This is a genomic window from Ensifer sp. ENS10 (genome assembly GCF_014852025.1).
Lineage (GTDB): Bacteria > Pseudomonadota > Alphaproteobacteria > Rhizobiales > Rhizobiaceae > Ensifer.
This window is the reverse complement of record NZ_JACVAS010000005.1, coordinates 404,793-427,267: the sequence shown is the minus strand read 5'-3', so window position 1 is coordinate 427,267 and position 22,475 is coordinate 404,793. Positions and strand designations below refer to the sequence as shown.

At 60.7% G+C, this 22,475-nt stretch carries 21 protein-coding genes and 1 pseudogene; 17 read left to right on the top strand and 5 right to left on the bottom strand.

Translation table 11 applies throughout. The features are described 5' to 3' along the window. The 3 genes from IB265_RS20470 to IB265_RS20460 are packed head-to-tail and all read left to right on the top strand — an operon-like array spanning position 1 to position 2,997. Entirely contained in the window at positions 1-999 is a 999-nt protein-coding gene (locus tag IB265_RS20470) for an ABC transporter ATP-binding protein (RefSeq protein WP_192495122.1), read from the top strand. Further along, complete coding sequence (locus tag IB265_RS20465; protein WP_192495121.1) at positions 977-1,921, top strand: ABC transporter ATP-binding protein; 945 nt, start codon at positions 977-979, stop codon at positions 1,919-1,921. The genes IB265_RS20470 and IB265_RS20465 overlap by 23 nt, the downstream gene beginning before the upstream one ends. A 14-nt stretch (positions 1,922-1,935) precedes the next feature. Then, the gene (locus IB265_RS20460; RefSeq protein WP_113131739.1) at positions 1,936-2,997 is read left to right on the top strand and encodes an aldo/keto reductase; all 1,062 of its coding nucleotides are present in this window, start codon (positions 1,936-1,938) and stop codon (positions 2,995-2,997) included. 87 nt (positions 2,998-3,084) lie between these two features. On the opposite strand, the gene IB265_RS20455 is transcribed toward IB265_RS20460, so the two are convergent. Beyond that, positions 3,085-4,038 (bottom strand): amidohydrolase family protein, encoded by a 954-nt coding sequence (locus IB265_RS20455; RefSeq protein WP_192495120.1) that lies wholly within the window; start codon positions 4,036-4,038, stop codon positions 3,085-3,087. Beyond that, positions 4,035-5,135 (bottom strand): LLM class flavin-dependent oxidoreductase, encoded by a 1,101-nt coding sequence (locus IB265_RS20450; RefSeq protein WP_192495119.1) that lies wholly within the window; start codon positions 5,133-5,135, stop codon positions 4,035-4,037. Before IB265_RS20450 ends, IB265_RS20455 begins: the two co-directional genes overlap by 4 nt. Before the next feature lie 344 nt (positions 5,136-5,479). On the opposite strand from IB265_RS20450, the gene IB265_RS20445 reads away from it, so the two are divergent. From IB265_RS20445 to IB265_RS20430, 4 genes are all read left to right on the top strand, one after another. Further along, on the top strand, positions 5,480-7,111 hold the full coding sequence (locus IB265_RS20445) for an ABC transporter substrate-binding protein (RefSeq protein ID WP_057248793.1): 1,632 nt from the start codon (positions 5,480-5,482) through the stop codon (positions 7,109-7,111). A gap of 90 nt (positions 7,112-7,201) precedes the next feature. Next, entirely contained in the window at positions 7,202-8,425 is a 1,224-nt protein-coding gene (locus IB265_RS20440) for an acyl-CoA dehydrogenase family protein (RefSeq protein WP_192495118.1), read from the top strand. A 274-nt stretch (positions 8,426-8,699) separates the two neighbouring features. After that, complete coding sequence (locus IB265_RS20435; protein ID WP_192495117.1) at positions 8,700-9,008, top strand: type II toxin-antitoxin system RelB/DinJ family antitoxin; 309 nt, start codon at positions 8,700-8,702, stop codon at positions 9,006-9,008. Further along, positions 9,005-9,298: a type II toxin-antitoxin system mRNA interferase toxin, RelE/StbE family gene (locus IB265_RS20430; RefSeq protein ID WP_057248628.1), complete on the top strand. Its 294-nt coding sequence runs from the start codon at positions 9,005-9,007 to the stop codon at positions 9,296-9,298. Before IB265_RS20435 ends, IB265_RS20430 begins: the two co-directional genes overlap by 4 nt. Positions 9,299-9,551: 253 nt before the next feature. On the opposite strand, the gene IB265_RS20425 is transcribed toward IB265_RS20430, so the two are convergent. Continuing rightward, positions 9,552-10,001, bottom strand: coding sequence for a cyclophilin-like fold protein (locus tag IB265_RS20425; RefSeq protein ID WP_200964158.1), 450 nt, complete (start codon positions 9,999-10,001; stop codon positions 9,552-9,554). Positions 10,002-10,516: 515 nt separating this feature from the next. Here IB265_RS20425 and IB265_RS20420 point away from each other — a divergent pair. Continuing rightward, positions 10,517-11,983, top strand: coding sequence for an adenylate/guanylate cyclase domain-containing protein (locus IB265_RS20420; protein WP_210334535.1), 1,467 nt, complete (start codon positions 10,517-10,519; stop codon positions 11,981-11,983). A gap of 20 nt (positions 11,984-12,003) precedes the next feature. On the opposite strand, the gene IB265_RS20415 is transcribed toward IB265_RS20420, so the two are convergent. After that, a complete protein-coding gene (locus IB265_RS20415; protein ID WP_057248631.1) occupies positions 12,004-12,900 on the bottom strand; it encodes a LysR family transcriptional regulator in 897 nt (298 codons plus the stop codon). A 158-nt stretch (positions 12,901-13,058) separates the two neighbouring features. On the opposite strand from IB265_RS20415, the gene IB265_RS20410 reads away from it, so the two are divergent. The 8 genes and pseudogenes from IB265_RS20410 to IB265_RS20375 form a co-directional block, all read left to right on the top strand. Beyond that, positions 13,059-13,505 carry a (2Fe-2S)-binding protein gene (locus IB265_RS20410; protein WP_057248632.1) on the top strand — a complete coding sequence of 149 codons (447 nt, stop codon included), beginning with the start codon at positions 13,059-13,061 and terminating at the stop codon, positions 13,503-13,505. A 13-nt stretch (positions 13,506-13,518) separates the two neighbouring features. Further along, the gene (locus tag IB265_RS20405; RefSeq protein ID WP_192495115.1) at positions 13,519-15,765 is read left to right on the top strand and encodes a xanthine dehydrogenase family protein molybdopterin-binding subunit; all 2,247 of its coding nucleotides are present in this window, start codon (positions 13,519-13,521) and stop codon (positions 15,763-15,765) included. Next, positions 15,762-16,136, top strand: a complete 375-nt coding sequence (locus IB265_RS20400; protein ID WP_192495114.1) for a cytochrome c family protein — start codon at positions 15,762-15,764, stop codon at positions 16,134-16,136. The genes IB265_RS20405 and IB265_RS20400 overlap by 4 nt, the downstream gene beginning before the upstream one ends. Positions 16,137-16,323: 187 nt before the next feature. Continuing rightward, positions 16,324-17,514, top strand: a complete 1,191-nt coding sequence (locus IB265_RS20395) for an MFS transporter (protein WP_057248634.1) — start codon at positions 16,324-16,326, stop codon at positions 17,512-17,514. Between the two features lie 55 nt (positions 17,515-17,569). Next, on the top strand, positions 17,570-17,953 hold the full coding sequence (locus tag IB265_RS20390) for a cyclophilin-like fold protein (protein ID WP_375293079.1): 384 nt from the start codon (positions 17,570-17,572) through the stop codon (positions 17,951-17,953). 22 nt (positions 17,954-17,975) lie between these two features. Then, positions 17,976-18,980 carry a zinc-dependent alcohol dehydrogenase family protein gene (locus tag IB265_RS20385; RefSeq protein WP_192495113.1) on the top strand — a complete coding sequence of 335 codons (1,005 nt, stop codon included), beginning with the start codon at positions 17,976-17,978 and terminating at the stop codon, positions 18,978-18,980. A gap of 146 nt (positions 18,981-19,126) precedes the next feature. Further along, positions 19,127-20,053, top strand: coding sequence for an XdhC family protein (locus IB265_RS20380; protein ID WP_057248796.1), 927 nt, complete (start codon positions 19,127-19,129; stop codon positions 20,051-20,053). Positions 20,054-20,062: 9 nt separating this feature from the next. Continuing rightward, positions 20,063-20,863 (top strand): annotated as a pseudogene (locus IB265_RS20375) (IS1595-like element ISRm32 family transposase); the annotation flags it as partial. A 112-nt stretch (positions 20,864-20,975) separates the two neighbouring features. On the opposite strand, the gene IB265_RS20370 reads toward IB265_RS20375, so the two are convergent. Next, complete coding sequence (locus IB265_RS20370) at positions 20,976-21,749, bottom strand: IS6 family transposase (RefSeq protein ID WP_057248636.1); 774 nt, start codon at positions 21,747-21,749, stop codon at positions 20,976-20,978. On the opposite strand from IB265_RS20370, the gene IB265_RS20365 reads away from it, so the two are divergent. Then, a complete protein-coding gene (locus IB265_RS20365) occupies positions 21,736-22,362 on the top strand; it encodes an adenylate/guanylate cyclase domain-containing protein (protein ID WP_246806005.1) in 627 nt (208 codons plus the stop codon). The two genes, IB265_RS20370 and IB265_RS20365, sit on opposite strands and share 14 nt — an antisense overlap. Positions 22,363-22,475: the final 113 nt, after the last annotated feature.

Below are 22,475 nucleotides of genomic sequence, written 5' to 3'. Positions count from 1 at the left end.
ATGGCGCCGCTGCTTCAGGTCGAAAACCTCACCATCGGCTTTCCGCGCGCTGAACCGGTCCGGGATCTTTCCTTTGAGGTCAGCGCCGGCGAGACACTGGCGATCGTCGGAGAATCCGGCTCGGGCAAATCGCTGACGGCACTTGCCCTGATGCAGTTGCTGCCGCGCACAGCACGGGTCACCAGTGGCCGCATCGTCTTTGACGACCGCGATCTTCTCGGTCTCGATGCGCGCGAGATGCGGCAGCTGCGCGGGCGCGAGATCGCCATGATCTTTCAGGAGCCGATGACGAGCCTCAATCCCGTCATGTCGATCGGCCGGCAGATCGGCGAAGTGCTGAAGGTGCATGAGAAGCTCTCGGGCAGGGCGGCGCGCGAACGGGCGATCGAACTCCTGAGGCTCGTGCGCATCCCGGCCGCCGAAAAGCGGGTCGACGACTATCCCCACCAGCTCTCGGGCGGCATGCGACAGCGGGTTATGATCGCCATGGCCGTTGCCTGCCGGCCGAAACTCTTGATCGCCGACGAACCGACGACCGCGCTCGACGTGACGATCCAGGCGCAGGTGCTCGACCTGCTCGACACGCTCAGACGCGAACTGCAGATGGCGGTGGTGTTGATCACCCACGACCTCGGCGTCGTCGCGCAATGGGCCGACAAGGTCGTCGTCATGTATGCCGGCCGCAAGGTCGAGCAGGCTCTCCCCGGGGATCTCTTCAACGATCCGCTGCATCCCTATACGCGCGGGCTGCTTTCGGCCTCGCCACGTCTGAAGAGCGACTTTCACTATCTGAGCGGTCGCTTGACCGAGATCCCCGGGTCGATCGTCTCGGCGGCCGGCGAGGCCGGCTGTCCCTTCAGGCCGCGCTGTCGCCAGGCGCGTGCGAGCTGCGGCCATCAGGTGCCGCCGCTGATTGCTCAGACGCCGGAGAGGCTCGTTGCCTGCCCGTTCACCTCGTCCCTCAAGGCCGTCCCCGATGCCGCTTCTCTCAGCCTCTGATCTCAAGACCCATTACAACACCCGCGACGGCCTCTTGCGCTCCGTCGATGGCGTCGATCTCGTGGTCGAGCGCGGTGAAACCGTCGGGCTAGTCGGCGAAAGCGGCTGTGGCAAATCGACCCTTGGCAAGACGCTGTTGCGGTTGGTCGATCCGACCGCTGGACGGATCGAATTCAAGGGCGAAGACATCACGACCCTTGATCAGGGGCGGCTCCGAAACGTTCGCAAGTCGATCCAGATGATCTTCCAGGATCCCTTCGCCTCGCTCAATCCGCGCCACACGATCGGTGAAATCCTCGAAGCACCGCTGGTCGTCCACAAGGCTGGCGGCCGGCCGGAGCGGCGGCGCACTGTCGCCGGTATCATCGCCAAGGTCGGGCTGCCCGCCGATGCCATCAATCGTTACCCCCACGAATTCTCCGGCGGCCAGCGGCAAAGGATCGGCATTGCCCGGGCGCTGCTGCTCAACCCGGAGCTGATCGTCTGCGACGAGCCGGTTTCGGCGCTCGACCTGTCGATCCAGGCGCAGATCCTGAACCTTTTAGTGGAGATGAAGAAGGAGTTCGGTCTTTCCTATCTCTTCATCAGCCATGACCTGTCTGTGGTGCGCTATTTCTGCGACCGGGTTCTGGTCATGTATCTCGGCCGGATCGTCGAAAGCGCCGACAACGAGACGCTCTGGTCCGACCCACGCCATCCATATACCCGTGCGCTGATGGCGGCCGTTCCCGATCCCTCGCGGCCAAGGCAGGCGGCTCCTCTTGGCGGCGACCTGCCGAGCCCGAGCAACATCCCATCGGGTTGTCGGTTCCACACCCGATGCTCGCTGGCGACAGAGCTTTGCCGCGTCACTGAACCCGAATTCCGCACGATCAAACCCGGCCATCAGGTGGCCTGTCATGTCGCGGATCACATCAACTGAAATGGAGAAACTGAATGGTTGAGTATCGCTATCTTGGGCGCAGCGCCCTCAAAGTGTCGCCGCTGACGCTCGGATCCATGATGTTCGGCAACCAGACGCCGGACGACGTTGCCTTCCGCATCATCGACAAGGCGCGCGAGCAAGGCATTAACTTCATCGACACGGCCGACGTCTACCACGACGGCAAGTCGGAAGAGGTGGTCGGACGCGGCATCAAGGCGCATCGCGACCATTGGGTCGTGGCGACGAAGTTCGTCAATTCGCGTGCGAAGGGGCCGAACCTCGGCGGCTATTCGCGCAAATGGGTCTATCAGACAGTCGAAAACTCGCTGCGCAATCTCGGCACGGACTACATCGACATTCTCTACTTCCACCGCGCCGTCTTCGATGCTCCGCTCGAAGAGCCGGTGCGGGCGATCGCCGACCTGATCAAGGCCGGCAAGCTGCGCTATTTCGGGGTCTCGAACTTCCGGGGATGGCGCATCGCGGAAGTCGCCCATCTCGCCGACCAGCTCGGCATTGACCGGCCTATTGCAAGCCAGCCGCTCTACAACATCGTCAACCGCACCGCCGAGGCCGAGCAGTTGCCGGCGGCTGCCGCCTACGGTCTGGGTGCCGTATCCTACAGCCCGCTCGCCCGCGGCGTTCTGACGGGCAAGTACAATCCGGGCGAAGCCCCGGCTGCGGACACACGCGCCGGGCGTGGCGACAAGCGCATGCACGACGTCGAGTTTCGCGAGGAATCGATTGCGATCGCCAAGCAGATCGCAGCGCACGCTCAGGCCAAGGGAATTGCGGCCGCCGATTTTGCGCTCGCGTGGGTGCTGAACAATCGGCTGATCACCTCGACCATCGCAGGGCCGCGCACGGAAGAGCATTGGGATGCCTATATCCGCGCGCTTGACATCAAGCTCGATGCGGAAGACGAGGCTTTGGTCGACCGGCTCGTCGCGCCTGGTCATCCGTCAACCCCGGGCTTCACCGATCCAGGCCATCCGCTCGAGGGACGCGAGCCGCGTTTCGGAGCTGCGGAAGCCGAGATCATTCCGCTTGCCCGTTCGCAGCGCGTTGCCTGACAGGTTTCGTGTCGGCGCCGTCAGGCAGATGGCGGTCGAGTTGCAAAAGCCCCGGATCATTGATCCGGGTCTTCGTTTTGCCCGGGTTTATTCCGCCGCCACCGCCTGATCGTGGCGCAGGCCGAGGAGGCGCCGGGCGTTGCCGCCAGCAACGAGACGTGCCTCCTGATCGCTTAGCCCGGATTGCGCCAAGCTCTGCCGCAACGAGTCCGCATCGAGCGCGGGAAGAATTGGCCAGTCCGTGCCGGCAAGCACGCGGTCTGCGCCGAAAAAGCCTGTCAGCGTGCGCACGATGTCCGGATCATGCCCCATCGTGTCGAAGTAGATATTGGGCCGTCGCCCCGCTTCACGGTGGGAGCGAGCATAGATGCCGCCGCGTGCCGCCTGGACGATTGCCCCAAGGCCGAGTGTTGCAAAGACCAGATGCAGGTCCGGCAGTTCGTCGAGCAGCGAAGACTGGATGACCGACAGGAAGGCGACGCCGTTCATCAACCCACGCCCGAGCGAATTGCCGAGATTGCCGGCGCCGTCGATCAGAACCCCGGCGTCCGGGTGGGCAACGGGATGCACAAAAACCGGAACCCTGTGACGCGCCGCGACTTCGAGTGTTGGTCGGACTGCGGGATCGGCGATGAACTTGCCGTCGCGCGAAGAGTCGATAACCAGTCCTGAAAGGTCCAGCTCCACGATCGCCCGTTCGGCCTCGCGTGCCGCTTCATCGCCGGCGAAGGCATCGACGACGGCAAATCCGGTGAGTGTCGGATGCTCGCGAGAAAGCGTCGCCAGCCAGTCGTTGGCTTCCCGGACCGCTTCGAGCGGCACGCTCCCTTTCATTCCGAAGAGGCTTTCGATCGTCGCGGTGACCACGGCAAGCGATACACCGCTTTGTTCAAGCTCATCGACCAGCGCCTGGGGCGTGGTGATCTTTCGGTGTATGTCCGGCGCAAATGCACCAGCAGGCTTTTCGTATCTCCCGCCGGGGCGCCAGGCTGGCGGCCAGAGATGGGCATGGATGTCGACGATATCGAGCGGCGTGGTCATGCGGCGGCAACCTTTCTCGCTTCGCGTTCAGCGATACCGGCTTTGACGAGGGGCACGACATCGCGGCCATAGGTGACGGTATCCTCCGTCGGGTAGAAACCGCGGACGAGGAAGTTTGAAACGCCGGCGTCATAGTAGTCGAGGATGGCGTCGGCGACCTGTTCGGGCGTTCCGACCAGCGCGGTCGAGTTTCCGCCGGCGCCACTCGCTTCTGCGACCTCGGTCCAGAGCCGCTTGTCCAGCACCTTGCCGCGTCTGGCGGCCTCCCGCAGGCGAACAGAACCGACGTTCGACGGCAGCTTCTCGCCATTGCCGCCGGCCGAGCGCGCAACCTGCGACTTGACCTTATCGAGGATATCCGCCGCCTTTGCCCAGGCTGCGTCTTCGGTTTCCGCCACCACGGTGCGAAAGGCGAGGGTGAAGCGGACATCCTCGGCCGCACGACCATTGGCGATCGCCGCCGCCCGCACTTTGCCAATGGTTTCCCGCGCACCGTCGAGCGGTTCACCCCAGAGCGCATAGACATCCGCGTGCTTGCCGGCAACGGCGATCGCTGCGTCCGACGAGCCGCCGAAGGAGATCGGGATGCGCGGCTTCTGGAACGGTTTCACCTGGCTATAGGCGCCCTTGAACCTGTAGAAGCGCCCCTCGTGATCGAAGGGCTGATCGCTCTCCCAGACTTTCCTCAGCACTTGCAGGTACTCGTCGGTGCGGGCGTAGCGGGTGTCGTGATCCTCGAAGTCGCCGTCGCGAGCCTGGTCCGTGTCGGATCCGCCGGTGATGATATGCACCCACAAGCGGCCCTCGGAGAACTGATCGAGGGTGGCAAGCTGGCGCGCGCCGAGTGTCGGGGCCATCAGGCCGGGCCGGTGGGCAAGCAGCGCCCCGATCCGTTCCGTCTGGCTGAAGACATAGGCGGCGATCTGGTTGTTGTCGGGCCATTGCGCGAATTGGCCGATCAGCAGACGGTCGATGCCCGCCGCTTCCGCCGCCTGAACATGATTGCGGATGTAGGCCTTATCGATGACCGGACCGGAGGCGGGGACGATGTCGGACCCCTCCCTGTTTGACGTGTGGCCGATAAATTCGGGTCGCATGGGAACTCCTTCGGAAAGCAAGCACGTGAATGATGTAATCTATTTATTTGATGTATTTTGTCGATTGCGTTTTGCCGGTGGATCTTGGGATGGATTGTCGCGCGCTCATCGAAACGAGAACTTTTCCTCCATCGAAACGGTCCTGCCGGCGCGTCACCCTCTCCGTGTGAACATCAGGGACGCGGCAAACGGAGTGGCCTGAGTAGCTTTTTTCAGAAAAGCCGCGGACTTTAGAATTACACTATCTCGATAAATATAGTAGATTTTATAAGGTCTGGCGATCACCCTGGTGGGTGCTGGAGAAATCGGCGTGGCCTGTGCTTCGCCTGCTTGGGGATATTCAGATGACATCTAGAAAGACCGGGACTTTGAAGTCGACGCGCCGCGCGTTCCTCCTATCCTCCGTTGCGCTCGCGACCGCGATTGCCGTGCCGATGCTGCCGGTGCCCACGTTCGCCGCCGAAGAGCCAACGCGCGGCGGCAGCGTATCGATCAATATCGGTACCGAGCCGCCGGTTCTCGTGCTCATTGCCCATAGCGCGGGCGCTGCCTACTACATCAGCGGCAAGGCGACCGAAAGCCTGCTGACCTATGACAAGGATTTCAATCCTCAGCCGTTGCTTGCCACGGAGTGGACGGTGAGCGAAGACGGCCTGCGCTACTGGTTCAAGCTGCGCCAGGGTGTTCGCTGGCACGACGGCAAGGATTTCACCGCCGAGGACGTTGCTTTTTCGATCCTCGCTCTGAAGGAAAACCATCCGCGCGGCCGGGCGACCTTCGCCCATGTGAAGGAGGCAAATGTCCTCAATTCGCATGAGGTGGAACTGATCCTTGCCAAACCAGCTCCCTATCTGCTGACCGCCTTTGCCAGCTTCGAGGCGCCGATCGTTCCGAAACACCTCTACGAGGGCACGAAGATCGCGGAAAACCCGCACAACGTCGCGCCGGTCGGCACCGGCCCCTACAAGTTCGTCGAATGGGTGCGCGGCAGCCACGCGCTTTTCGTGCGGAACGAGGACTATTGGGGTTCGCCCAAGCCATATCTTGACCAGATCATCTTCCGCTTCATCATCGATCCGGCCGCAGCCGTTGCGGCGATCGAAACCGGCGAGGTGCAGGTCTCGACGGCCAACCTGCCGCTGACCGACATCGACCGGCTGAAGGCCAATCCGAACCTTGTCGTCGATACCGACCCGGCGCCCTATTCGCCAAGCATCGCCCGCGCCGAGTTCAACCTCGAAAACAAGTATCTGGCCGACATCAAGGTCCGCCACGCGATTGCCCATGCGGTCGACAAGGACTTCATCGTCAACACCGTCTATCTCGGCTACGCGACCCGGCTCGACGGGCCTGTGAGCCCGGATCTCGCGAAGTTCTACACGCCGGACCTTCCCAAGTACGAGTTCGACCCTGCCAAGGCAGAGAAGCTTCTTGACGAGGCAGGCTACGCCCGCGGCGCTGACGGTTTCCGCTTCAAGCTGTTCATCGATCCGACCCAGCCGTCAGGTCCTCCCAAACAGACCGCGGAATATATCGCACAGGCGCTTGCCAAGGTCGGCATCAAGGTGGAACTGCGAACGCAGGACTTTGCGACCTTCGTGAAGCGCGTCTTCACCGATCGCGACTTCGACATCGCCATCGAAGGCATGAGCAACCTCTACGATCCGACCGTCGGCGTCCAGCGCCTCTACTGGTCGAAGAACTTCAAGCCGGGTGTCCCCTTCACCAACGGCTCCAAGTATTCCAATCCGGACGTCGACCGACTGCTCGAGACGGCGGCCGTTGAGATCGATCCAAAGAAGCGCCTGCAGCTCTTCAACGAGTTCCAGAAGCTGGTCGTTCAGGATCTGCCGACGCTCGATATCGTCACACCGGCTGTCATCACCGTCTACGACAAGCGGGTGAAGAACCTGAAGCTCGGCGTCGAGCATCTTTGGAGCAACGGCGCAGACATTTATCTCGACGGGCAATCGTAAATGATCTCGACGCGTGATCATCGAAGGCGCGCGTGCAGCCGAGGTGCTACCCGGCTGCACGCTCCTTTTGTTCAGTCTCGGAGTTGATGTGTGACGATAACCAAGGTGCTGACCGTTTCCCGTCCGACACGCGCGGAACTTCTCGCGCGCGTTCCGGGCTTTGTGTCCGAGGTCGCCAAGGGCGCGGCCGAGCGAGATCTGTCGCGCAAGCTTCCCTTCGAAGCTTTCGAGCTCTTCCGCGAACTGGAGCTTGGAACCTTGCGCATCCCGGTCGCACTCGGGGGACCGGGCGGGTCGGTCGCCGACTATATCGAGATGATCGCCGCAATCGGTGCAGCCGATTCCAACGTGGCGCACGCCCTAAGGTCGCATTTCAACTATGTCGAAAACGTCATCCTCAGCGAGCCGCGCGAGCGGGATGCAGGGGCCATTGAATTGATCCTTGCTGGAAAACTCTTTGGCGGCGCCCATACCGAACAAGGTACGGCGCGTCCCGGCCAGGTGACGACGACGACCGTCAGGCAGGGCGACACCTACAGGCTGAATGGCCGCAAATGGTACGCCACAGGCACGGCCTTCGCCGACTTCGCCTCGTTCAGTGCGCTGGACGAGGAAGGGCAGGCCGTCAGTGTTCTCCTGCCGGTCGACAGGGAGGGCATCACCATTCTCGACGATTGGGATGGCATGGGACAGCGGCTGACTGCAAGTGGAGGCGTGATCCTCGACAATGTCGAGGTGTTCCCGCACGAGATGGCCCGCCGCGCCCTCGACAATCTCGTGGGGCGCCATTGCTCGACGCTGCGACAGTTGCACCTGGCGGCAAGTGCTGCCGGCGCAGTGCGCAACGTCCTTTCCGATGGACTTGCCTATGTCCGCAAGCAGGCGCGCTCCGCCGCCCACAGCAGCGCCGAAACGGCCAATCAGGATCCTTTCGTCCAGCAGGTCATCGGCGAAATTTCGGCCAATTCCTTCGCGATCGACACGGCGATTGCCGCGGCGGCAGTTGCCCTCGATCAGACAGTTGCCGCGCTTGGCGAGGGGGTGGACGCCGAGATCGAGGACGCCTTGATCGCCAGCTCCCGTGCGACAGCGCAAGCGCAGCTTGTAATTGGCCAGCTCGGATTGCGAAGTGCGGAGCGCATGTTTGAGCTCGGCGGCGGCTCGGCGACGTCCCGCAACAACAACTTCGATCGGCACTGGCGCAACATCCGCACCGTACTCAACCACAACCCCCTCTCGCACAAGGCGAGGGTGCTGGGCGACCACCTGGTTAACGGGACGACCACCCATCTGAGGGAAGGAAAGGTGTTTTGACTGCGCACACACCTGTCAAAACAGGGGCGCCGGAGGCTCTCCCCACGATGAGCGCATGCCCGCAGCGTTTAACTGAGGCGCACGGAGACCTGGTCGAAAAGTTCTTCAATTGAACGTACGCCTTAAACGTCCCCGTGTGCACTGTTTGTTCCAAATTGATCGCATAATGTATCGTCGGGAACGCGGATGGCCGAGGCTGAAGTTTTTACTAGGCGCACGATACTGGATTATGTCATGCAATTGCACTACATTCGTCTCATGAAGGAGATCTATGATGGCTGCAAATGCACTGGTCCAGACGCGGATTGATGCCGACATTAAGGACCGCGCCACCGCTGTCCTGCAGAACATGGGGCTGACGGTCTCGGATGCCGTTCGTATCCTTCTAACGCGAACGGCGAACGAAGGCTCACTTCCGCTGGAGTTGGTCGGTAGCAGTGACGCCCATGATGCCTGGTTCCGCGCCAAGGTGTTGGAGGCACTTGAGGACACGCGACCTGACTACGAGGACGCTGATGCTGAGGCTCGCTTTCGCGAGCGCCGGGCGGCAGCTCTGCGTAAGGCCGGGGCTGGCGACCGATGAGGCTTGTCTGGGCGCAGTATGCGCTTGACGATCGAGACGCTATCTTCAGCTACATTGAAAGTGAAAACCCGAAAGCGGCGGTGCACGTCGACGAGGAGATTGCGCATGCAGTTCGGCGTCTCCTCGACTTTCCCGAAAGCGGCCGCCCTGGTCGAATTGAGGGAACGCGGGAGTTGGTAATTCCTCGCACTCCCTACATCGCCGCCTACACGGTGACAGTCGACCGCGTTCGCATTCTGCGCATTCTGCACGGTGCCCAGATATGGCCCTTTGAGCTCGGCGACGAGTAAATCCTACGCCAATTCTTTTGGCTGTCGGCGGTTCGATTCCTTTCAAGGCGAGGGGTGCGCCGTCGACGGTCAATCGCCGATAGATCGAGGCGTCCCAGGGCCTCCGCCTTTCCAAGGTTTTCCAACGCGGGCCGGAACACACAGGGTGGCAACCGTCACTTCTCGCCGTGCATTCAAAAAACCTTCAGCAACTATTCGACCCGCTGCCTGATCGTGGTTTGCTCGACGCATGACTGTGGCGCCATGGCAGCCGCTATTGGAGAATCTTGACGGTGACTGGCTGGTCCGCAAGCTTCTCGAGTGTACCCAACGACGCCTTGTAGGTGCCGATGTGAATGGTTTGGTTCGAGTAATCGATTCCGGCCGTATTGTAATAGAAGCCGAGATTTCCCCAGGGAATGAAGTAGATGAGGTCACCGTCTTCAGGATCGGATCCGGGTGATCCGGTGTGCTTAAGTTTCCGAGGGAGATAGCTGATTTTTTCGCGACCGGCGAACTCCTCAAGCTTCAGCTTGAGCGGGAGCATTGAAAGAAAGTCACGGACTGCTGGGTTGTCTTCGCCTATTTTTACGTCCACCGACGTCGATCCGCCGGTGAACCGCACCACCGTGCCGACTACAGGCGTCGCCTTGCGATGCTTTGTCTGAGCGAAGGCGCTGGGAGCCAAAGTAGTGAAGAAGGTTGCGAAAAGGATCGCAGTCATTTGGCGGTTGGGGCTTCGCATTTGTTCGATTCTCTTCGACACTTCAACTGGGACACGCTGCCCGATGCAACGGTCGCGGGGCGAAACGCCGCGCATTCGTTCGATATCGGCGACTATAACTGGCCGAACGTGATCCGATTACCTCTGTCGGATCGTTTGCAGTCATGGGTGTATTTCATGAATGCTGCGCGAGGCGGCAAGCGTCGAGGATACTGCCTCCGCTTTCTGTGGGCTGGAACGTCCATTGGTTGCCAGGAGTAGAATACGCGATCGAACTCGACAGCGGGACCGTGCTCGGAAAGAGCGGGAGTGGGGTGTGGCTGTCGATACAATTCATTGAGCCTCATCATAACCGCTTGCGCGTTTCCAGCTCTAATCGATCCTGGCGATGGCGGCTATAATCCCCACCACATCGGACGGAGCGCGCACCACCTCGGCAACCGCACGGATCTTTTTCAAGGAAAGCATCGACGAGAATGCGATTTCATGCAGACCTGCAGCTTTGGAGGACAGCCTTGAGGGGCGTCGCACGGCTCGCGAGCAAGCGGTTCGCGGTAGGTGAAAGGGGCGCTTCGTCCGGCTCGTCGAATGCGCTTGGAGACGCTATCGACCGCGAAGTCAATGAGGGTCTCGCCTATATGTTCTGGGGCCGACTGGTCGCCCTCGGCACGCTCGCAGCGGGGGCGCTCCTTGCCGTGCCTCTCGACCGCTCGGGCCTCTATGTGGTGGCCATCGTAGCGTTTGCACTTCTCAATGCAGTTTCCTTTGGCTTGGCTCGCAACAGTCGCTACGCGACGGTGGCGACTTGGTTGTTCGTGGCCGTGGATGCCGCGGTCTTGACCTATATCTTTGTGACGCCATCGCCGTTCGCTGTCGAAGGCTGGACGTCTCAACTCAATCTTCGGCTGCCGAACTTCCTGTATCTGGGCGTTTTCCTTGTGAGCATGGCGCTCAGCTACTCGCCGGCCCTGGTCATCTGGAGCGGCGTGGTCACGATCGTCATCTGGAACATTGCCTACTGCTGGATCGCCACGCGGCCCAACTCGATCGCCTATGGAAGTGATTTGCTGAATGGTGGCGTTAGTGACGCAGACATCATTGCGCTGGTGCTCGATCCCCGCTCTGTCAGCCTGATCAACCTCTCCTATCAGACGATGTTCCTGGTGCTTGTCACGGTCATCCTTGCGATTTCTGTTTGGCGCTCACGCAGGCTGGTGCGCAGGCAGGTTGCAGCAGAAGCTCAGCGCAGTGCCTTGTCACGCTACTTTTCGCCGAACATCGTGCGTGAGCTGTCGAGCGTGCCGAGCGGCTTCGGGGAACCCACGCTCCAGACTGCCGCGATCCTGTTTGCCGACATGGTTGGTTTTACCAAAATATCGGAGCGGCTTGCGCCGGAGGATCTCGTGAAGCTGCTGAAGGAGTTCCATGCCCGCCTGGCGACCGTTGCGTTTGACCATGGCGGGACAGTGGACAAATACATCGGCGACGAGATCATGGTGCACTTCGGCACGCCACGTCCCCGGCCCGATGACGCAGCGCGAGCGCTGTTATGCGCCCGTGAAATGCTGGAGCAGATCCGGCTCTGGAATGAGCAGCGCGTCGCTCGCGGCGACTATGTCATTGAGGTTGGCATCGGCGTTCACTATGGCGAGGTAATCGTCGGAAATATCGGAGACGAGCGCCGCCTGGAATACACCGTATTGGGTGACACCGTGAACGTTGCAAGCAGACTCGAACGGCTGACGCGCAAAATCGGCACGCCACTCGCAGTCAGCGAGGATCTCCTTACCGCAGCAAGAGCTCAAAGCTCGAACCCGGCGTCCATTGTCCAGGGACTGCAGCCAGACCAGGTCCGCTTCGTGCGCGGGCGTCGCCGACCGATCGCGGTCTGGTATCTCCCTCCCACCGAACAGCAGCAAAGTGGAAGGGGAGCGAGCCGGCGTCAGCACGCGGTCCCGAGCGAGATGGAGCAAGTGGATTGAAACGCACCTGTGAACCGCACTTACGATCTTTGATACCGCAATGCGTCCACCACCACCTTGAATGCCGGCGAGTTCTGATGTCGGCTCGGATAGTAAATATAATAGCCGGAGAAGGGTGGGGACCAGTCTGACAGCAGCGCGACCAGACGTCCCGCTTCAATATGTGTGGTCGCCAGGTCTTCCGGCAAAAAAGCAATTCCATGGCCAGCCAGCGCAGCATCTACCATGGGGTAGGAAGTGTTGAACGTGAGTTGTCCGTCGACCCTGACGCGAAGCTCCTGCCCGTTCTTCTCAAATTCCCAGGTATAGAGGCCGCCGCCGGTTGGCTGCCGCATGTTGATGCAGTCGTGCTGCATCAGATCCTGCGGATGTTGGGGAACGACTCGACCGGCAAGATACCTGGGCGAGGCGACGGCCAACATACGCCAGTCGGGTCCAATTCTGACCGCGATCATATCTTTCTCGATACTCTCGCCCAGCCTCACGCCAGCGTCAAAGCCATCCTCCACGATGTTGCGCAGGCCATTGTCACGGCTCAATTCGATCTTGATGTCGGGATATTTCGAAAGGACCGGCTGCAGTTTTGGCCAAACGATGGTTTCGAGCGCATGGTCCGACAGGGTGATCTTAATCGTACCCGACGGCGTGTCGCGCAACGCCGTAAGTGCCGCCAAATCGCTCCTGATGGCGGATATCCTGGGCGAAAGCGATTGAAAGACGCGATCTCCGGCTTCGGTCAACGCAACGCTTCGAGTGGTACGTGTCAGCAGTCTTAGCCCCATTCTGGTTTCAAGCCGCTTTATCGTATGGCTTAGCGTCGACTGGGTTATGCCAAGTTTGGCGGCCGCCCTCGTAAAGTTTCGTTCCTCAGCAACGGCGAGGAACCATAGGAGGTCGTTGAAGTCTTCTCTGGCCATCGCTTCCCGCTTGGTCCTGCCCTAGCCCATTTATGCGTCACATCGATAAATGTAAGCGAAGCACGGCAACTAATCCATAGCCGCGTCCTTTGCTAGCGTGTGCGGTGAGACAGTTCGGCCCTGGTTCGAGGCATCACGTGCAACCCGAGGAGACCACTATGGAACTCACGATCAATGGGACAAAACATCAGGTCGACATCGAACCCGATACGCCGCTGCTTTGGGTTCTGCGCGACGAGCTTGGAATGACGGGCACGAAATATGGTTGCGGCCTCGCCCAATGCGGCGCCTGCACGGTGCTTGTCGATGGGCAGTCAACGCGGTCTTGCGTCACACCCGTAGAAAGCGTCGCCGGCACCGAGATTATGACGATCGAAGCCGTTGCTGATGATCCGATCGGCCAGAAAGTTGTCGAGGCCTGGGTCTCCAACCAGGTCGCCCAATGCGGCTACTGCCAGTCCGGCCAGGTTATGGCGGCCACCGCGCTTTTGAAGCAAACGCCCAAACCGAGTGATGACGACATTGCCGGCGCGATGGTCAACCTCTGTCGCTGTGGCACCTACAACGCAATCGCCGCGGCCGTCCGCGACGCCGCCCAAGCTTGATCGGAGGTGCACCATGAATGACATGAGGCCCATTGCCCCCGAGGTTCTGGCCAGCGAGAACGGCAAGCCTTTCAAGGTATCCCGTCGCGGCTTTCTTGGCGCGTCCCTGGGTGCGCTTGTTCTTGGCGTTACCCTTCCGGCGAGCCGGACCCGCGCGTTGGCGGCCGCGCCTGCGGCTATCACGCCGGGCTCCCGGGTTGCGGCATTCCTGGAAATCCGGCCCGATAGCACCGTCCTTTTCCGCAGTGCCTTCATCGAAGGAGGGCAGGGGATCTTCACCGCCATGGCGCAGATCGTCGGTGAGGAGCTGGATGTCGATCCCGCGAACTTCGTTGTCGAAGGTGCGCCGCCCGGTCCCGACTACCTCCTGACGGGCGGCGGGCGTTTCACAGGCGGCAGTATGTCCGTCCGCATGAGCTACGACACGATGCGCAAACTCGGCGCGTCCGCGCGGCACATGCTCCTTCAGGCGGCGGCAGCAAAGCTTGGCGTGCCTGTATCCGAGCTTTCGACTGAACCAGGCAAAGTGATCCACGCCGCATCAAGTCGTACGGTCCCTTATGGCGAAATAGCCGACGACGCTGCCGCGTTGCCATTGCCGGCTGAGGTTCCGCTCCGAGATCGGGCGAACTTCCGCTGGATCGGCAAGCCGTTTGCGCGGCTTGACGCGCGCGACAAATCAACGGGCAAGGCGAAGTACTCCATCGATCAGAAGATCGACGGCATGCTCTACGCCGCTGTCCAGCACAGCCCGCGGCTCGGCGGCGAGCCAGGGGCCATGCAGAATGAAGCTGAGGTTCGCGGCATGCCCGGCGTCCATTCCGTCCACAGACTTCCGGGCGCAGTTGCCGTGGTCGCCAACAGTTGGTGGCGCGCCCGCCGCGCTGTCGAGGCCTTGCAGGTGAACTGGACTGAGGCCGCTTCCACGGCATCGCACCCGATGCCAGCCGATTTTTCGTCCGCAGCGCATATGGCGAAATTGAAAGCGGCGTCCGGCGACGGCGTAGCCTTCGAAACGGAGGGCGATGCGGTTGGTGCGCTTGCGGGCGCAGCTCGCGTTGTCGAGGCGGTCTATGACGCGCCTTATCTCGTGCACGGCCAGCTCGAACCCCCATCGGCGCTCGCGCGCTGGAACGAGGATGGATCCCTCGAGTTATGGCTACCCAACCAGGCACCCGAGATGTTCCAGGCCGATGCCGCGAAGTTTGCTGGCATTGCTCCGGAAAAGGTTATCATTCATTCGCCGATGCTCGGTGGCTTCTTCGGGCGGCATTTTCTCTATCAGACAGCGAACCCGTATCCCCAGGCGATCCAGCTTGCGAAGGCGGTCGGGCGTCCGATCAAGCTTCTTTGGAGCCGTGAGGAGGAGTTCTTGCGTGACGCGCTCAGGCCGATGGCGGCGGTCCGTTTCCGCGGCGGACTTGATGCCAAAGGTATGCCGGTGGCACTCTCGGCGGTCGCGGTCGGAGAAGGACCCACGGGCCGCTGGTTTGGTCGCCAGCCCGACAAGGTCGACAGCTCCGCCGTCGAGGGTATCGCCGGCAAAGTCTATGCAATCCCCAACCGCCGTGTCGGTCAGATCCACGTGGATGATCCCGCCATCATCGGCTTCTGGCGTTCCGTCGGCCACTCGATGAACGACTTCTTCTACGAGACGTTCCTCGACGAGTTGGCCGATGCAGGTCAGCAGGATCCTTACGAGTTGCGTCATCGTCTGCTGGCCGGCAGTCCGCGCCACAGGACGCTTCTTGAAGCGGTGGCCGATCTCGCCGGCGGGTGGAAACGAGGTCCGTTTGTTGCCGAAGACGGCACCCGGCGGGCGAGAGGGGTTGCCATGGCCTCACCCTTTGGCAGCGAGGTTGCGACGATCGCCGAAGTATCGCTGCGAGACGGTGACATCGCCGTCCACGATGTCTGGGTGGCAATCGATCCGGGCAGCATCGTCAATCCCGCAATCATCGAAGCGCAGATGAACTCGGCCGTTGCCCTTGGTCTTTCCTCGGCCCTCCTTGAAGAAGTGGTCTACGTGGACGGCATGCCGCAAGCGCGCAACTACGACGGCTATCAGATCCTGACTCCGGATCGCATGCCGCGGGTCCATGTCCGGATCGTAGAAAGCGGGGCGCCCATGGGCGGTATCGGTGAACCGGGCTTACCTGGGGTCCCACCGGCGGTGGCCAACGCTCTGTCCGTGCTCGCCGGCAAGCGCATCCGAAGCCTGCCTCTGTCCAAACTCGATCTCAAGGAAGTCGACGGTTGAAAACGCTCATCCTTGCCTCATTGGCCTCTCTCGTGATGGCAGGCGCTTGTGCGCCTGCTTATGCCCTAGGAACGGACGCGTCGCCAGGCGAGCGGTTGTTTGAACAGCGCTGCGGCGCCTGCCATCAACTTGCCACCAATCGGAACGGTGTTGGACCTCATCTGCAGGGTGTGATCGGCCGGTCGGCCGGAAGTGTCGAGGGCTTCAAGTATTCTCCCGCCCTTAAAGGATCCGGCGTGACGTGGACGCCGGAGACCTTGGAGACCTACCTGACAAACCCCGGCGCGATGGTCCGCGGAACGCGCATGACGCAGCGCTTCAACAACGCCGAAGAGCGGCGCGCGATTATCGAGTTCCTTGGCTCGCACTAGGGCTTTGGAAACAATCCGGCGTGTGGCGGCGTCGTACGCGGCGTTGCCACCCGGTACTTTGCGCGGTCGCGGATTTATGGGTCACTTCCATTAATGCAAGCGAAGCGCGGCGGCTAATTCGATTGCTTCCACAATGCTAGTCAGTTGGGAGGGAGAAAACCACCCGTGAGCTGAAGGGCGAAACATCATGACACAAGTGACATACGATAAAACGATAACGAGTCCCGCTGCAGCGTGGGGCGCCGTTGTTTCCATGGCACTGTGCGTCGCGGTGCTGATCGCCTCTGAGTTCATGCCCGTCAGTCTTTTGACGCCGATCGCAAACGATCTTGCCATGACCGAGGGCCAGGCCGGACAGGCAATCTCGATTTCGGGACTGTTCGCCGTGGTGACAAGCCTGTTCATCGCAGGCATCACACGCAACATCGATCGCAAGGCCGTCCTGTCCTCGTTGTCGCTTCTCTTGGTCGTTTCGGGGCTCATCGTTACGTTTGCCCCGAACTACACACTCCTGATGATCGGCCGCGCCTTGCTCGGTATCGCAATTGGCGGCTTTTGGTCGATGTCTACCGCGATTGTCATGCGCCTTCTGCCGGCGAGCGCTGTGCCGAAGGGTCTTGCGATCCTGAATGCTGGGAACGCGATTGCGGCGACAATTTCCGCACCGCTGGGCAGCTTTCTGGGCGACTACATTGGTTGGCGTGGGGCATTCTTTTTTGTGGTACCGCTGGCACTGACTGCGCTTGTCTGGCAATGGCTGAGCATGCCCTCGCTGCCGCCGCGCCAAAGAAGCGCTACCGGCAATGTTTTCCGACTGCTCAAGCGCAGGCAGGTTGCGATTGGCATGACAGCAATTCTGTTGCTGTTCATGGGCCAATTCGCCCTGTTCACCTATCTAAGACCTTTCCTCGAGTCCGTCTCAGGCTACTCCGTTTCCGCTTTGTCTCTGGTGCTGTTGTTGATGGGCCTCGCCGGCGTCATCGGGACCTGGAGCATCAGTTCGCTGCTTGCTACGCGTCTCTATTCGATCGTTATCGGCATTCCCCTTGTCATGGCGGCGATAGCTGTAATGCTCATTGCACTGGGCTCGGAAAAAACCGCAGTCGCTGCTCTATTAATTGCTTGGGGCTTCTTTGGCACCGCCGCCCCTGTCGGATGGGGAACATGGCTGAGCAGGGTTCTCCACGACGACGCGGAGGCGGGCGGGGGCCTCCAGGTCGCTGTCATCCAGTTTGCCATTACCGTTGGCGCGGCTGCTGGTGGGATCCTGTTCGACTGGAGCGGATGGTGGAGTTCGTTCACTTTGGCGGCAGCACTTCTGCTGGGTTCGTCGGTGGCCGCTTGGGCGGCGTGCATTGATTGGGAGCGTTCAAAATGAAACAGGCCCGCGCGCTCACACACCGACTTTGCTCAGCGGTGGCGTTGACGGCGCGATCCAGCCGCGCCTCGGATGGACTGAGGAGACGAACATGAAGGTACGCTTCATTTTTGCCGACCACGACGTCACGGTGACACTCTACGACAATCAGTCTGCACGTGACTTTGCCTCGATGCTTCCGCTCGATTTGACGTTCTCGGATTTCGGCAATGAGAAAATTGCCTATATGCCGCGTAAGCTCAACCTGGAAGCAAGAGGCCCCTTTCCAGACACAGCCCCCGGGGACCTCTGCTACTATATCCCGTGGGGCAATCTCGCCTTCTTCTACGGAAATTACGTCTCCACCAGAGATCTCATCCGGCTCGGTCGCGTTGATGGCGGCGTCGAGCCCCTGCTGACGCGCGGCGAATTTCCGCTTCGCATCGAGCGCTTGTCCTGACACCATCGAAAGGGAGTGAAGCATGCTGGCTACGGTTCTGCACGGCAAAGGCGACATCCGTTGTGAGGAGGTCGCCGAGCCGAAAATCCTCAAGCCCACCGACGCTATCATCAAGCTGGCGGCGTCCTGTGTTTGTGGTTCCGATCTCTGGCCCTACCGCGGGCTCCAGCCGATGGGCGGGCCGGCTCATATGGGTCATGAATATTGCGGCGTGGTCGTCGAAGTCGGCGACGAGGTCAAGACGGTGAAGCCTGGCCAGTTTGTCGTGGGATCATTCTGCATCTCCGACAATACATGCCCCCATTGCCGCTTCGGGTTTCCATCCTCCTGCGAACAGCGCGAGTTCATGTCGGGTGCGCAGGCGCCCTATGCCAGAATTCCTCTTGCTGACGGCACCCTGGTCGCAACGCCGGAGATGCCGGCCGACGATCTCATTCCGAGCCTTTTAGCCGTTTCGGATGTTCTTGGCACGGGCTGGTATGCAGCAGATGCGGCACGAGTCCAGCCGGGTTCGACGGCGGTCGTCGTCGGCGACGGGGCCGTCGGGCTGATGGGTGTGCTTTCCGCCAAGCAGATGGGGGCCGACAAGATCATCGCCATGAGCCGCCACAAAGCCCGTCAGGATCTCGCGCTGGAATTCGGCGCCACACATATCGTTTCGGAACGAGGCGACGAAGGTGTGGCCCGGATCAAGGAACTGACCGGCGAATCCGTGCTTGAATGCGTAGGAACGCAAGAAGCCATGACGCAGGCGATGAACTGCGCTCGACCCGGGGGGCACATCGGCTTTGTCGGAGTTCCCCATGGTGTTCAGATCGACGGACAGACCTTGTTCTTTGCCCAGAAGAGTCTGATGGGCGGCCCGGCTCCCGTCCGTCGCTATCTTCCGTACTTGATGGATTTGGTGCTTAACCGGGAAATAAACCCGGGTAAGGTCTTCGATCTCGAAATTCCCCTCGCTGACGTCGCAGAAGGTTACCGTGCGATGGACGAACGCCGCGCGATCAAGGCGTTGTTGCGGGTTTGAGACTGAGACAAGCTGCCGGGGAGGGTAATCCCACCTGAATCGCCGTTGCCGCGCAGTTGAAGACACCGCGCGGCAAGCGGGGCGCCTCCATTCTTGCCGTTAAAGCTGGCGCCGAGGAGGCGGCGCCGGTCGACCGTATGGATCTGATGAACGATATCTCACTTCACGCGCTGCCAACACCTGTCAGAGCGCTTCTCACGGATGAACCGATTGAACTCCTCACGTTCGCCGCTGACGCCTTCAAGGCAGGACAGGTTGCGATAGCAACACTCGTCGAGATTCGCGGCGGCGCGGCTCGTGCACTCGGCTCTCAGGTGATCATCCTAAGCGACGGTCGCTTTGCGGGGTACGTTTCCGGTGGATGTGTCGAAGCTGCGGTCGCCGCTGAAGCACTTCTTGCCATGGTAGACGGATGCGACCGTACCGTGTCGTTCGGTGATGGATCCCCGTTCCTCGACGTTGTGCTTCCTTGCGGAGGCGGGATCACGGTCGCAATCCATGTCTTGCGACGCGTCGAAGAAATCGAAAAAGCCCTCACATACCTGAAGCAACGCCAAGCCATCGGTCTCCGGTACTGGCCAGAGCGACAGTCGCTGGTGCTGGCCAGCCCGGCGGACCGCGCCAGATGGGTAGGCGGCAGTTTTTTGACCGTCTATCGTCCCAGCATAAAAGTGATCATCTCAGGGCAGACGATCGAAGTGCGAAGCGTTGCACGCCTCGCCGAATGTTCGGGATTTGAGGTAACTGTCTTGGCTCCAGACAGAGGATCGAGTTTGATCCGAGAGATCGTTGACCCCTTTTCGGCCGTCCTGCTTCTGCATCATGACTTGGAGCAGGAAATTCCGGTGCTTGAAGCGGCGCTGCAAACCTCATGCTTTTACCTTGGCGCTCTGGGGAGCAGGCGGACGCACCGACAGCGTCTCGACCGATTGTTGAGACTGGGGCACAGCGAAATCGAACTGGCACGTATCAAGGCGCCGATCGGCCTGTTCGGCCCTGCGCGAGACTCTGCGTCGCTGGCACTTTCGGTCCTTGCGGATGTTGCCGCGTCCCGCTTGTGGGCATTTGGATGATACTGGGAGTGCCCCGCCTGTGGTTACAAGCGCTCGATCGCGATCGCCGGGCGCGATATGGGCAAGCGGCGTGCGCGTCCGGGTCTCTATCAATGCTCCAGCGGCGATTGTCGCTTCCAGTTTACGGTGACGACACACACGCCGCTGCATTCCACAAAGCTTCCCCTGAGTGTCTGGCTGAGGGGCATGTGGCTGATGCTGCAGTCGGATAAAGGTTTGTCCTCGGTGCGCCTGGCCGAGGCTCTGGGCGTGAGCCAACCCACGGCCTGGCGGATGGGACACGCGCTGCGTCTCATGGCGGCGCGCGAACACATGCTCGATGGCACGGTGGAGATCGACCATTTTTATCTCGGTGGACGAGCAAGAATAAATCCGGACGATCCACCACCTGGACGAGGCCGAAAAGGTCTACCGAATACCCAGAAGACGCCGGTCATGGTGATCGTGCAGCGGCCAGATGACGTCACACCCGGCACTCCGGCCGGTGACGCGCGTGCTGCGGTGGTGACGGGTCTTTCGCTCCGTGCAGCGGCGCGCGCCGCCGAAGCGCAGATCGACCCCGACGCCTATTTGATGAGCGATGAGGCGACAGCGTTCATAGCCCTTGGCGAGAACTATGCCAGGCATGACACTGTGAAGCATTCCAGCCGCGAATACGTTCGTGACGCCGTTCATGTCAATTCGGTCGAAGGTTTCAATGCCCGCATCCGCCGCACCATTGCCGGTGTCTTTCATCATATCAGCCCGCAGCACGCCGACCTGTATTTCCACGAGATCGGTTTCCGCTGGTCACAGCGCATTGTGACGGGCTAGGCTGTTCGGAAAACCCGAAATGGCAGGGAACGGATGAAAACCCTGTGGTCGCGAGGGCTCTGTTGCAAACTCCCATTTTGGTTATGTTGGCCGTTGGTCGGGACGTCGATTACCTGGCAGCCTCGCGGCTTTCGAAATTCTGAGCGAGCAGTGCTACAGCCTCCGTCAGCGCACTCGGTCCGACGCCGAAAGCGCGTTCAACGATGCGTGCTTCTCCACGGACGTCACCCGTCAGGTTGAAGATCGCGGCCTGTCCTTTGCGCAAAGCGCGCATGACCTCGAAACCTTTGATCGTCGCATAGGCCGTTTTCAGCGTCTTGAATCCTCTCACCGGTTTGATCAGTTGCTTCAGCTTGCCGTGATCGGCCTCAACGACGTTGTTCAGATATTTGACCTGCCGGTGCACAAGGCCTCCGGGACATTTGCCTTCGGCCTTCAATTGGGCAATGGCAATGCCATAAGTCGGAGCCTTGTCGGTGTTGATGACGGTTGGCTGTTCCCAGTCCTTCAGGCGATTCAACGCCTTGCCGAGAAAGCGCTTGGCGGCTTTGGCATTGCGAGTCGGGGACAGATAGAAATCGATCGTGTTGCCGAATTTGTCGACGGCCCGGTAAAGGTAGGTCCATTGTCCCCGGACTTTCACATAGGTTTCGTCTACGCGCCAGCTCGTTGACCGCGGCCGGCGCCAGTGCCAGCGCAGCCGCTTTTCAATCTCCGGCGCATATCTCTGGACCCAACGATAGATCGTGGAATGGTCGACGGGCACACCTCGTTCTCCCATCATATGCTCAAGGTCGCGGTAGCTCACCCCATACCGACAATACCATCGCACCGCCCACAAAATCACTTCACCCTGAAAATGGCGCCACTTGAAATCGCTCATCAATAGTCTCGCTGCAAATCTTCGGCGTTCGTTCGGACATCAACGGGATTTTTGCAACAGAGCCATTCTTTTCGCCGACATGGCAGGGTTCACCGCCGAAGCGAGCCAAACTTCGCCTGTTCGACTTGTCGAATTCCTCAACGACGTTTTCACGGCCTTTGATCAGCTGGTTGAGCGCCATGGCCTAGAGAAAATCAAAACCACGGGCGACAACTATATGGTTGTCAGCGGCGTGCCCGTGGCGCGATCGGATCATGCCGCTGCCCTGGTTCGTCTTGGGATCGAAATGCTCAATGCTGCCGGCCGATTGCATGATCCGCATGAACGCACCGTGTGCATTCGCATCGGCATAGCCAGCGGCCCGGTTGTTGCGGGCGTCGTGGGAGTGAAGAAGTTCTTCTATGATGTCTGGGGCGATGCGGTGAACGTCGCATCGCGGATGGAGACTACAGGCGTGCCCGGCCGGGTCCAGGTTTCTCCTGAGACCTACGCGCAGGCGAACGATCAATTCGAATTCGAATGTCGGGGGCCCGTTGACATAAAGGGCAAGGGCAAGATGACGACATGGCTGTTGGTCGGCCCGAAGACCGGGATGACTCATTCGAACAGTTAGCTGATAATTGCAAGAAAGGTAACCGGGTGGCGCGCTCGCGGTGGTGGGATCCAGCTTCCAGGTCAACGTACAGCTAACCACTGCCGGCCAAAATCAGAAGACCGCTGTGGGGC